The following is an 11188-nucleotide window of genomic DNA, read 5'->3' on the forward strand; positions in this document are numbered from 1 at the left end:
CGCGTTCCGCGCCGGGCTCGACCGTCGCCGGACGCGGCGGGGGTCATGTGCGGCGCCGGGACTCGTTGAGCGTGTCGGCGAGCGTGCGGTTCATCTCCGCGGCGGCGGCCAGCTGTTGTTGCAGCAGGGCCACTTTGCGCCGCAGCGCGGTGACGTCGAGCCGGTCCAGGCTCGGGTCCTGGGTCGCGCGGACCCAGTTGCGCACCGAGTTGGCGTGCACGCCAATCTGCTCGGCGACCAGCCGACACGCCTGCGATTCGCTGCGCATCGTGTCGGTCAGCGCGCGGACCTGGGCGACGGCGGCCTTGCGGACCTCGGGCGAGACCCGGCGGTAGGACCGGTGCGGCATCATCGCTGCCCCCTCGGGTTGTCTCCGAATTCGCTGAACCGCTGATTCGTGTCGTGGATTCCGCTCTCCCGCTCCGACACCGTGAACTCCATGTGGAAGGGGATGCCGGGGCGACGATCCTCGCCGACCTTGAGCAGGAACTTGCCGGTGCCGGGCGGTGAGGGCCGCTGCTGGCCGGGCTTGAGCGCCTCGCCGGTGAGCGCTTGCGGCGCCGACCAGCCGGTCACCATCTCCTGTTCGGCGGAGGTGAACGGCACGGTGGAGTCGAGTCGGCTGATCTCCTCGGCGGGCAGCGCGCCGAAGATCTTGGCGCGTGCGCGTTCCAGGAAGCCGATGGCCTTGGCGATCGCGGCGTCGGAACCCAGCGCCTGCAGGTCCTTGATGGTGTGGCTGATCATGATCAGCGCGGTGGCCAGGCCGCGCTGCAGGCGGGTCAGTTCGTCGACCCGGTCGACCATGAAGTCACCGAGGCCGAGCACCTGCCACAGCTCGTCCATCACGACCTGGAAGTAGCGTTGCGGGCCCAGATCGGCGTCGGCCAGCACGTGCGCGGCCTCGACGGAGGCGAAACCGTCGGCCCAGCAGGCCAGCATGACCGCGGCCTTGAGTTTCTTGTCGCCGGTGGGGATGTGGGACACGTCGATGCACACCGCGACGGCGCTGGTGTCGATGGGCACGGTGGTCTGGCCGTTGAAGATCGCGCCGAACGGGCCCTGGGTGAGCGCGCGCAGCGAGCGCCGCAGGCCCTTGATGGCGTTCTGGTATTCGTCGGGGTTGTCCGCGCCCGCGTCGAGCATGAGTTCGGCGCCGCCGCCGACGATCACCTCGAGGAGGTTCTCCATGATCGGCGGTTTGTCGGGGGCGAAACCGCCGGGCTGGTAGAGGATTCGCAGCGCGGTCGCGATGAGCGTTTCCTCGAAGTCGGCCACGCGCGCGCCGCGCACCAGTTCCACCAGGCCGGCGATCAAGGTCACCTGGCGGGCGCGCAGATCCTGTAGCACCTGGCGTTGCAGGGCGGGCTTGTCCTCGAGCAGCGGCACGACCGAGCCGAGCACGCCTGCGGCGAGGGGGTTGAGTTTGCCGTGCCCGTAGCCCAGGTCGATGACCTGGCCGCCGACGAGTTCGACCATCTTGCGGTAGTCGGGTTTCACGTCGGCCAGGATCAGCGGGGTGATGCCCTGGGCGATACCGCCGAGCACGATCCGACGCACCAGCGAGGACTTGCCGAAACCGTTGAGTCCCAGCACGAACAGGCTGGGCGCGGTGATGAAACTGCCGCGCATGAACCAGTTCATCGGGTCGAAGCAGACCGGGGCGCCGGTGTGCAGGTGCGAGCCGAGCGGGGTGCCGATCAGCGGCGCGCCCGCGCCGACCGACCACGGCCACAGGCCCGCGACCTGGGCGGTGGTGGCCCGGTACTCGACCGGACGCCCCACCACGTTCATCTTGCCGCCGCCCGCGCCCGAGTACCCGCGGTCGGTCAATTCGGCGGTGGTGCGGTCGAATCCGTCCTTGACGACGGCTTCGTTGCGGGCCTGGGCGTTGTTGCGACGCAGGTCGTCGGTGTGGATGCGGAAGGTCGCCCAGGCCGCGCGCAGGCCCGACTGCTCGCGCGCGATCATCTCGTAGCGGGCGCGGGTGGCGTCGTCGAGCAGACGCGGTCCCGACTGCGCGCGCCGGTCGGGCTTGGACGATTTCGCCGAGCGCCCCGAGCCCATCGCCCGATCGGCGGCCTCGTCGGGTCGCAGCGCCTTGGTCGGCCGCGGCTTCTTCTTGGTCAGTCTCGGTTCGACCGGGCGCTGCCGCCGACGCGGATCACCCTGTCCCCGTTCGTCTTCGAGCCGAGGCCCGTGGTCCTGCGCACGCAGTCCCCGCTGTCGGGCCCCACGCTTGGGCGGCGCACCACGCTGACGTCCCTCCTCGCGGCGCACCTCACCCCGCCGCGAATCCGCACGCCGAGGATCCTCGCGCCGAGGCCGAACCGGCCCGACCTCGGCCGCCCGCGCCTCCTCGGCCCACGCCTCGTCCGCCCGTCGCCGCGCCTCCTCGACCCGCCGCTGTTCGGCCCGCGACCGACGCGGATCCGCGCCCCGCGAGCCCCGCCCGTCATCCTCGCGAGCCCGGCGCGACTCCTCGTCCGCCCGCGCCCGACGATCCTCGTCACCGCGTGACCGACGCTGCTCCTCGCCGCGCGGTGCCCGCCCCTGATCCGCGGGGACCCGCCCGCGCGGACCCGGCGGTCGACCCCGATCAGCGCGCAACTCCTCGCGCGAACGCTCACCGTCCGCGTGCTCCTCGGCCGTGCGTGCGTCCCGCGCCGCGTTCTCGCGCGCGTCGCGTTCGGTGCGCTCGTCGAGGCCGAGCACGTCCTCGCTCACGCGCGGCGCGCTCCCCGCGGGCCGTGGCTCGCGTTCGCCGCGGATGCGCGGCGGGCGGTGGACCGGGCGCAGCGCGATGTCGTCGCGGTCGCGCACCGGAGGTTCGTAGTCGCGTGCCATGGTCGCCTCACCCCGCCAATGCCTTCGGAATGGTCGCGTGTTCGGGCAGGATCACGCCGCATCCGAGCGAAGCCGCGAACGCCGCGGACTGGTAGCGGTAGCAGCGCCGGATCTTGAGCCGGGCCTGCGTGGACAGATCGCGGGTGATCGCCTCGATGCGGGGCAGGTCCCCGCGCAACGGTTCGGTGATGGTGACCAGCGCGCCGAAGCGGGTCACGCCGTGCCCGCGCGCCTGTTCCTCGCGCGCCTGCTGGGTGGCGCCCACACGCAGCGTCGCCGCCGCCGAGACCACACCGCGCTCACTCTGCTGGGCGACCAACGCGTTCTTGAAGTCGTCGTCGACGATCTCGGCGGCGTCGGCGGCCGAGTGCGGCCGGTAGACGATCGCGATGCGCTTGCGCGGCACCTCGGGATTGGGCGCGAGCAGTCGCTGCAGCACCCGCTCGTCCACCGCGCCCTCGGGGGCGGCGTCCATCTCCCAGGTCACCGAGCGCCCACCGTCGTGGATCAGGTGGTCCCACTTCTCGTCGTAGGACACCGGACCCGCGTCGTCCCAACCCAGCCCGTGCCCACCGGGATCGGCCGCGGCCACCTCGAGATCGGCCTGCGAGGCCGGGTCGTAGCTGCGCCGGATGAAGGAGATGACCTCCTCGGCCGACATCGGCTGGGCGCGCACCCCCGCCTCGGCCAGCGCCGCGCAGATCCCGGGCAGCCTGCGCCCGATCTCCACGGCCTCCTCGGCCGGGTTCTTGCGTCGTTCGGCGGTGGTGGCCTTGAACGTGATCGCCACCCGGGGCAGCAATTGCACCCGCTCCTGCGGCAATTCGGTGGCCAGCTCGTACATCACCTGCTGGGCCAGCTCCGGCGCCTCGGGCCGGGTGATGGTGGAAACCTCGTTGAGCAACCGGTTCCCGGTCTCGGGCACGGTGTCGATCACCGGCACCACCGCCACGATGTCGCTGGTCTGGCCGACCGAGGCGAGGAAGGTGCCCCAGGCCGCGACCCAGCGGTCGATCACCGGCTGGTCGACGGCCTCGTGGCCCTGCGGCCAGGCCCGCAACACCACCGTGTACTGCGCGAACGCGGGCAGATGGATCATCCCGAAGTGGTAGCCGCCCGCGTCGATGCCCTCGTAGAGCTTCGACGGCGCCAGCAGGCCGGGCAGTTTCGTGACGCCGCCGGGGATCCGGGAGAACCGGCCACCGCGGTACACGTGCTCGCCGTTGTTGCGCGAGCGCCTCCAGTTGAACATCATCAGTCCCGTCTCATAGCCCGAACGGCCCCCCGTCCGCCACACCAGCGGCAGCATCACCAGCACGCCGAGCCCGCCGACGATGAAGCCCCACTTGAATCCACCGACCATCGCACAGATCAGTGCCGTGATCACCACGACGAAACCGATCACGGTCTCTTCCCAGCGCAGCCCGAAAAGGCCCGCGCTGCGCGGTTTCTGCCACAGCCCGTACGAGCGGCGCTCGTAGGTGTCCGTCGGTGAGGTCGTCATCGCGGAATCGTGCTCCTGCCCAGGTCGGGTGAACGGTTGGACCAGCGGTCACCGGCGACATCGCCCATCGATTGATCCGAACGGGTGGCGCCGCCTGCCGCGGTGCGCGCGGCGACCACATTGCGCGCGCCCGCCGGTACCGAACTCGCGCTGCTCGCCGGGGGCGCCGCACCACCACCTCGCGGCGGCGGGGTCGGGCGCGGCCCGCCGCCACCGCCGCCGCCACTGCCACCGGCCGCCGAACCGCCACCGGCGAAGTATCCGGCCGAGCCGGGCGCGGCGACCGGACGCGAGGCCACGGCCTTGGTACCGATCGCGCCCAGCGCCATCGCGCCGAGCCCGACACCACCGGCCACCACCAGACCCGAACCACCCTGACCGACCGTGGCCACCGCGGGCGCGACCAGGCGCATCAGCGCCGGCAGCACGAACGCCACGCTGCACAGCAGCACCAGCGCGACCAGCATCCGCTGCGCGTCCTCACCGCTGGGCAGCCCGCCGGACTCGGTGGTCTCGTCGACGTGGCCCGCGGTGGTGAACGCGATCATGTACACGATCGCGGCCACGGGTTTGAACAGCATGAACGCGATGATCCAGCCGACCAGCTTCTGATACGACTGCTTGCCGGTCCCGGTCGCCGAGGCCGCCGCGGCCAACGGCAGCACGCCCGCCGCGACCACCAGCAGACCCTGGCGCACGATCGCCAACACGATCTGGGCCAGCGCCCCGAGCAGGCCGACGATCGCGATGATCAACACCAGACCGGGCGAGAACGCCTGCAGTTTCGAGGTTTTCACCATCAGCTCGGCCATGTTCTTGGCATTGCCGCCGGTGGCGTCCTGAATGATCCACTCGGAGAACTTGTCCGAGGCGCGCGTGCCCGCCACGACCACCGCGCCCAACATCCACGAACTGAACACCACCCGGGCGAACAGGCGGAACGACTCGGCCGCCTCGCTCACCGCGGCGCCGCGTCTGGCCTCGGCCAATCGCCCGCCGGTGATGATCACCGAGGCGATCAACAACAAGATCTGTATCTGATAGGTGTAATCGTTGATCTTGGTGAACAGTTCGCCCGAGTTGCTCACCGCCTCGTTGGGCACCTTCATCCAGAAGGTCAGGGCCAGGATCAGCGCCTCACCGAGACCCTTCATCAGCGAGTCGACCACCTTGCCGAAGGTGGACTCCCACGCCTTGTCCTTGACCGCGGTGGCGGCCTGGCCGGGATGCGACGCCGCGTTGCCCGCCTTGCAGACCGCCGAGGCCGCGTCACCGAGGGAGACGCCGGGAATCGCGACACTGTCGAGGGTGTCGTGCAGTTCGTTGCATGCCTCGTCGAAGCCGTAGGTCTGGCCGTAGGCCACCGTCGGCGTCGCGATCATCACGGTGAACATCACCGCGAGAATGGTGACGATCCGCCTCAGCATTGTTGGCACCCCTCGATGGTCCGCGCGGAATCGATCCGGGCTGTGCTTGTCCTCGATCGTCACCATGTCGTCCACCCCGCCAGCGATTCCACGTATTCGGTCTGGGTATTGGCTGTTGTCGACGGCTTGAGTCGCCAGTCACCGTCGTCCCACACCACGATCATCCGCATGGCGGCATAGAGCTGCTTGCCATCGATGACCGGGCCGCGGGAGGCCAGCCGCACGATCGCCAGATCGTCGGCGTAGTCGTCGATCTTGAACGCGTCGGAGGCCACGAAGTAGCGCGTGACCTTCTCCGGCTGCTGCTTCGGTAGTCGGTCCCCCGACAGCGCCGAGTCGTAGGCGGCCAATTGCGCGGTGCTGACCCGCAACTGGGTCACGTACAGGTCGCGGTCGGCCGGGCGCGCGTTGAGCCGGTAGGTGATCTGGGCGGCGGCCAGCGCGGCGCCCTGGGGGGTGCGCGCGTAGCCGACGGCCAGCCCGTCCTCGATCCGCGATGGCCCGTCGGAGGTGGAGAACGGCACCGACGCGCCGTAGACCCGCTGCCAGCCGTGCGGTTTCGTCGTGCCCGCGGGCGCGGCGGTGAGCCAGTCGGGGTCGCTCGCGCGCCGCTGGGTCCCCGGTTCCTGGGCCAGCGGTTGTCCGGCCGGATTGTTCGGGATGTCCACGCGGCGCCCGAGCAGATCGACCTCGGGCTGGGCGAAACCCGTTCCGCCCGCGGCCTGGGCGGGCGGTGGCCCACTGTCGATCTCGTCGGCGCCGCCGCGGCTGAAGTACACGACCGCGCCCGCGACCAGGATCAGGGCCAGCAGGGCACCGGAGGCGATCATGCCGAAGGTAGCGCGGTCGCGCGTGCCCGGCTCCTTCTCGCTCACTGCGGTGCCTCCGATATCACGATGTCGTGCCGACGATATTCGTTAATTTTGTAACCCAACAATCTCGACGCGGACCGCACCGCCCACCGACCATCCGGTGTCACCGATAACCGGAGGGGGTGGGGCCGTGCGGAGTTCATGCCGGCAGGAAGGCCAACGCGGTCGCCGACGCGGTACTGGCCACCGAGGCGCCGATCAGGCTCATCAGCACACCGTGTGAGGCGTCGTTGACCGCGAGGTCGCTGCGGAACGCGATCCACAGCCGACCCGCCGAGAGGATCATCCAGGCCAGGCACGACAGCAGCACGAACCACAGCAACCAGTTGAGCAACTGCATCAGCGGCGCGAGCACATCGGCCGGGATCTGTTTGTAGGCGAGCACGGTGATCACTAACCGATGACCGCGCTCATGATCGTGCCGGCGCTGGTGGCGACGACGCCGCCGATCATGGCGCCCGCCACCATCTTCGGCGATTCCAGCCCGCCGCCGGTCCAGCGCTCCCACGCGAACTTGCCGCCCGCGTAGGTGATGCCGCAGATGCCCGACAGCAGCACGAACCAGGTGAGGTATCGCACCAGCTGCAGGATCTTCTCCGAGCCGGGGGGAGCTTCCGGAGTCGGATTACCGACCTGGGCCAGCACGGTGCCGTACGTGTCCTGCACGGCGAGGAGGAGCATGCTCATCGGGTGCCTTTCTCCCACAGTAAAGGTGTTGTGCCACAAACACTTCGACGCCGACACACGTTTGTACACCACCGACCGTGGATACGCTCGGTGTTCATGGTCGATCCTGTGCGGACGCGGGCGGGCCGAGGCTCGCCCTGATCGCGGCCACCACATCGGTGCCCAGATCGCCGATCTCGACCGGTACTTCGTCGAGCGGGTCGGGGCGGCGTTTGCGCGCCGCCGCCTCGTCGCCCGGCGACCACACCGGCAGCACGTCGGACTCCACCAGGGTCCATTCCTCGAACCACGGCACCTGCCACATGTGCCCGGCCAGTGAGCCGACCACCTCGCGGTAGCGCCGGATCTCCGGCGCCATCCGACCCGGTCGCGCCGCGACCGTGATCAGGCCCAGCACCAGCGACGGACCGGCGAGCCCGGCGTGGTGCTGGCGCAGCAGGTCGTGGGCGCGGGTGAGCCCGGAGATGGTCTCCCTGGCCACCAGCACGACATAGGGGGATTCGCGATCGAACACCCCCGGCCAGCGCCCGCGCGCGTCCGCGGCGGGGGCGAGCACATGGGCCAGGGTGGTGGTGCCCGAGCCGCCGTGCGCGCCGAGCAGCCACACCAGCGGCGCCCGGCCCACCCCCGGCACGGGTCGCTCCCAGATCTTGGCGCGCAGCGATTCGGGCGGCGCGACTACACCGGCGGGGGCGTCCGGTTCTCGACGACGACGAAGATTCATAGCTGCCGTCATGATGCCACCCCCGCGAGCAAGCTCCCATATGCCGACCGCGTGGTCTGCGCCAGCTCGGCGTGGCGCACGAGTTCCCCGCGCGCCAGATGCGGATCGTAGGGAATCTCGACGACCTCGCGCACCCACCCGGACAGGTGTTCGCGCAAATGCTCGGCTACGCGCGAGTCGTCGTGCGAATACTGGTGCGAGACAACGATGGTGGTATCGGCCACCACGCCCGCGCCGTCGTCACCGTAGTGGTCGTCGAGCCATTCCAGGGTCACCCGCAGCCGGTTGGCGGCGTCGACGCGCGCGGGAATGGTGAGTACCAGCGCGATGTCGGAGTCGTCGAGCAGCGGCCGCAGTTGCCGTCCGGCAATCGGATTGCCGCCGTCGTATACCGCGGTGTACCCGCCGGTGTCGAGCGCACGCGCGACAGTGAGATATGTCGCGCGCCGACGCAGCGGGGTCGCGTCGCGCCAGAGCAGGCCGAAGCCGGAGGTGGAGCGCGACAGGCACTCTTCCAGCGGTGCCGGTTCGTCGTCGCCGCGGCCGTAGACCCACGACTGCAGGTTCACCGGGTGCAGGTGTTTGTCGGCCCCGCGCAAGGCGATATCGCTGCCCGCGGCGGTCGCGTCGACCGCCACCGTGGTCGCGCCGAGGGCGGCCAGTTCCGCGGCGAGGCCGAGCGCGGTCGTCGTGGTGCCCGCGCCGCCGCAGCCGCCGACCACCAGGATCGGCCTGCGGGTGCCGTCGCCGCGGGTGGTGTCGCGGCGCCGTAACCGCACCACGGGGGCCGGATCTCGGGTCGGGTCGTCCCCGTCGGGTGCCTCGTCGAGCCACCGGCTCCAGTCGTCTGTCATCGCCTCTCCTTACCCTGCCGCGATGCCCGTGATGAGCGTGCGATCGCCGACCAGCGCGGTCCGCACCGATTGCTTGGTGTAGGTGGCCGGTGCGCCCGCGGGCCGGAACTCGGTGACCTCCACGGTGAACCGCCCCGGGGCGACCGTGGTGATCCGCACGCAGTGGGTGGTCCCCACCGGGATGGAGTCGATACCGCGCTGGATCACGGCGGCCGGCGAGACGGTGGCGTCGGGAGCGACCACGGCGCGCGCCAGCTCCCCCGATCGGGTCACGTAGTAGGCGTGTTGGAAGGCGAGCACGGCGTCGGGCCCGGACTGGGTGCCGCCGGGTTCGGCGCTGCGCACCACGGTGGCGGTGCGCTCGGTGGGGCACGCGCCGGTGGTGTCGGCCATGACGTTGCCGACCGCGAAACGCAGTGCGGCGTCGTCGGGCTCGACGGTGTCACCGCCGCGCCCGAACAGCAGGAACAGCACCCCGGTGGCGACGAGCGCGAGCACCAGCACCGCGACCCCGAGCACCACCCACACCCGCTGCCCGGTCCGGGCGGGACGCAGACTCCCGGAGGGGGCCAGCACGTGCGCGTCGTCGTAGTCGTCGTCGACGGCCTCGGGCCAAGGGAATTGGACGAGCTCGGCGTCGTAGTCGTCATCGGGACCCGGCGCCGGCTCCGCGACCCAGTCCGACCACCCACCGGTGTAGTCACTGCGCCGACGTGCGGCCAGTTCTGCCGGAGGTGCGAGGGGAGGTTCGGGCTCGATGGGCGACGGGCGCTTGCTGTCGGTCGAGTGCGCGACGTCCGGTTCGGGCTCGACGGACGACGGGCGCTTGCCGTCGGTGGGGTGGGCGAAGGCCGGTTCGGGCTCGATGGGCGACGGCCGCTTGTCGTATTCGGTGGGGACCGCGTCCGGGCGTTCAGCCGTGAGTTCCTGCCCGACTGCGGGGAGTTCGATGCCTCGGCCGCGCGGGTCGGTGGTGGGGATCGGCTCGTAGTCGAGGGCGAGGCTGAACGGGTCGACCTTCTCCTCCGGTGCGGTGGGCTCACCCGCGCGCTCGGCGACTTCTCGGTCCGCCCACGGGATCACCGTCTCGGTCTGCCCGCCGTGCGACCCGGACGGCTCGACCACCTGCGCGGTCGATGCGACTACCTCACCGTCACCGTGCCCGGATACCGCGAATGCCTCGCTCGCGGGATCGGTTGCCGTGTCCGGCGGGGACTGCGACGAGTCGTCTGACGCGGTGTGCGCTGTGGAGGGTTCCTCGTCGCTCGCACCCTGCTCGGCGGTGTCGCGGCGCGCGGGGACGTCGGTGGTCTCGGGCTCCAGCGCCGAGTACCAGCGCGACAATTCGTTGTACGACTTCAACATTCCCCCCTTTCCACGGCGCCGGGCACAGTACGCATCGAAAACCTCTCGGTGATCAGTTCACAGAGAACGGACGGGTGGTGGGTGCGGTGGTTCGGGTGTCGCGGCAGGCGGAGTCGTCGCGCCGCCGGATGAGGCGCCATCGGCTCCTGTCCCGAACGGAAATTGTCCCCCACCCGAGGGTCCGGGTGTCGTAGACGCGCCGGTCGGGCTCGTGAATATTCCCGAACCACGCGAATCGGACCCATCAACGGCGCCGTTGCCGTCTTCCGTCACCCGCGCCGCGTCACGGCCCGCCGGGGCGAACCGCGCCCCCACGTACCGGGCCGGACTCGCCGCGTCGGCGCCGACTCCCCTGCGGGAGTGGGGATCACGCTGCGCGGTGTACCCGTAGCGTACCCACGCGCCGACACCGAGGAGTTCGACCTCGTCGATGACGGTCGTGCGCACCGCGCCGACCGGTCGCGTGGATGACACGAGTTCGGTCGGTTTCGACCGGCTCATGAGTCCGACGACAGTTCGGACAGTCGGCGCACCGAACACGAAATCTGGTGCGGCACAAGGACTTTGGACACAAACGCCCAGTGTACCGAAGCCGGGTGCGCCGGGCGCGGATTCGCCGGTTCCCCGAGTTCCGCACGCGGACAGTACCGGACACGCCGAGATCGGTACGTGCGCCGACGGCGCGGGGGGTGTAGCGTCTGGCGCGCCGGGTACCCCTGCCACAGGCGAGGGTGCAGCGACGGTGAACGCGCGAGGCGCCACCGTGAGCCGTGTCGTGCACCGAGCAGTATCGTTCCGCATCACAGTCCGTTTCCGCTGACCAGTGGAGCGTTGAAACGCACTAAACCGTAACAGATTCCGGCTATCCCAACCGCTGCCCTTGTCGGCCCTTTCACTGCCACCGGCAA

10 protein-coding genes are annotated in these 11188 nt (G+C 70.5%); all 10 read right to left on the reverse strand.

The window, feature by feature from the left end:
* Window positions 1-43 precede the first annotated feature (43 nt).
* The 10 genes from ACFP3H_RS15495 to ACFP3H_RS15540 all read right to left on the reverse strand — a co-directional run bounded on the left by ACFP3H_RS15495 (window position 44) and on the right by ACFP3H_RS15540 (window position 10280).
* Window positions 44-352, reverse strand: coding sequence for a transposase (locus ACFP3H_RS15495; protein ID WP_378606059.1), 309 nt, complete (start codon window positions 350-352; stop codon window positions 44-46).
* Complete coding sequence (locus tag ACFP3H_RS15500) at window positions 349-2847, reverse strand: hypothetical protein (RefSeq protein WP_378606061.1); 2499 nt, start codon at window positions 2845-2847, stop codon at window positions 349-351. Before ACFP3H_RS15500 ends, ACFP3H_RS15495 begins: the two co-directional genes overlap by 4 nt.
* A gap of 7 nt (window positions 2848-2854) precedes the next feature.
* Window positions 2855-4351 carry an SCO6880 family protein gene (locus ACFP3H_RS15505; protein ID WP_378606064.1) on the reverse strand — a complete coding sequence of 499 codons (1497 nt, stop codon included), beginning with the start codon at window positions 4349-4351 and terminating at the stop codon, window positions 2855-2857.
* Window positions 4348-5778, reverse strand: a complete 1431-nt coding sequence (locus ACFP3H_RS15510) for a hypothetical protein (protein ID WP_378606067.1) — start codon at window positions 5776-5778, stop codon at window positions 4348-4350. The genes ACFP3H_RS15505 and ACFP3H_RS15510 overlap by 4 nt, the downstream gene beginning before the upstream one ends.
* A gap of 59 nt (window positions 5779-5837) precedes the next feature.
* Window positions 5838-6653, reverse strand: a complete 816-nt coding sequence (locus tag ACFP3H_RS15515; protein WP_378606070.1) for a DUF8175 domain-containg protein — start codon at window positions 6651-6653, stop codon at window positions 5838-5840.
* A 136-nt stretch (window positions 6654-6789) separates the two neighbouring features.
* Window positions 6790-7044 carry a hypothetical protein gene (locus ACFP3H_RS15520; RefSeq protein WP_378606073.1) on the reverse strand — a complete coding sequence of 85 codons (255 nt, stop codon included), beginning with the start codon at window positions 7042-7044 and terminating at the stop codon, window positions 6790-6792.
* Window positions 7044-7337, reverse strand: coding sequence for a hypothetical protein (locus ACFP3H_RS15525; protein WP_056815437.1), 294 nt, complete (start codon window positions 7335-7337; stop codon window positions 7044-7046). The genes ACFP3H_RS15520 and ACFP3H_RS15525 overlap by 1 nt, the downstream gene beginning before the upstream one ends.
* A 94-nt stretch (window positions 7338-7431) precedes the next feature.
* The gene (locus ACFP3H_RS15530; protein ID WP_378606076.1) at window positions 7432-8073 is read right to left on the reverse strand and encodes a hypothetical protein; all 642 of its coding nucleotides are present in this window, start codon (window positions 8071-8073) and stop codon (window positions 7432-7434) included.
* The gene (locus tag ACFP3H_RS15535; RefSeq protein WP_378606078.1) at window positions 8070-8915 is read right to left on the reverse strand and encodes a MinD/ParA family ATP-binding protein; all 846 of its coding nucleotides are present in this window, start codon (window positions 8913-8915) and stop codon (window positions 8070-8072) included. Before ACFP3H_RS15535 ends, ACFP3H_RS15530 begins: the two co-directional genes overlap by 4 nt.
* A gap of 9 nt (window positions 8916-8924) precedes the next feature.
* Window positions 8925-10280 carry a DUF8176 domain-containing protein gene (locus ACFP3H_RS15540; protein WP_378606080.1) on the reverse strand — a complete coding sequence of 452 codons (1356 nt, stop codon included), beginning with the start codon at window positions 10278-10280 and terminating at the stop codon, window positions 8925-8927.
* Window positions 10281-11188 lie beyond the last annotated feature (908 nt).

The organism is Nocardia lasii (genome assembly GCF_042658545.1).
Lineage (GTDB): Bacteria > Actinomycetota > Actinomycetes > Mycobacteriales > Mycobacteriaceae > Nocardia > Nocardia lasii.

Excerpts from the sequence above, each read along its gene's own strand:
- ACFP3H_RS15495 (WP_378606059.1), bottom strand. The coding sequence starts at position 352 with ATGATGCCGCACCGGTCCTACCGCCGGGTCTCGCCCGAGGTCCGCAAG.
- ACFP3H_RS15500 (WP_378606061.1), bottom strand. The coding sequence starts at position 2,847 with ATGGCACGCGACTACGAACCTCCGGTGCGCGACCGCGACGACATCGCG.
- ACFP3H_RS15505 (WP_378606064.1), bottom strand. The coding sequence starts at position 4,351 with ATGACGACCTCACCGACGGACACCTACGAGCGCCGCTCGTACGGGCTG.
- ACFP3H_RS15510 (WP_378606067.1), bottom strand. The coding sequence starts at position 5,778 with ATGCTGAGGCGGATCGTCACCATTCTCGCGGTGATGTTCACCGTGATG.
- ACFP3H_RS15525 (WP_056815437.1), bottom strand. The coding sequence starts at position 7,337 with ATGAGCATGCTCCTCCTCGCCGTGCAGGACACGTACGGCACCGTGCTG.
- ACFP3H_RS15530 (WP_378606076.1), bottom strand. The coding sequence starts at position 8,073 with ATGACGGCAGCTATGAATCTTCGTCGTCGTCGAGAACCGGACGCCCCC.
- ACFP3H_RS15535 (WP_378606078.1), bottom strand. The coding sequence starts at position 8,915 with ATGACAGACGACTGGAGCCGGTGGCTCGACGAGGCACCCGACGGGGAC.
- ACFP3H_RS15540 (WP_378606080.1), bottom strand. The coding sequence starts at position 10,280 with ATGTTGAAGTCGTACAACGAATTGTCGCGCTGGTACTCGGCGCTGGAG.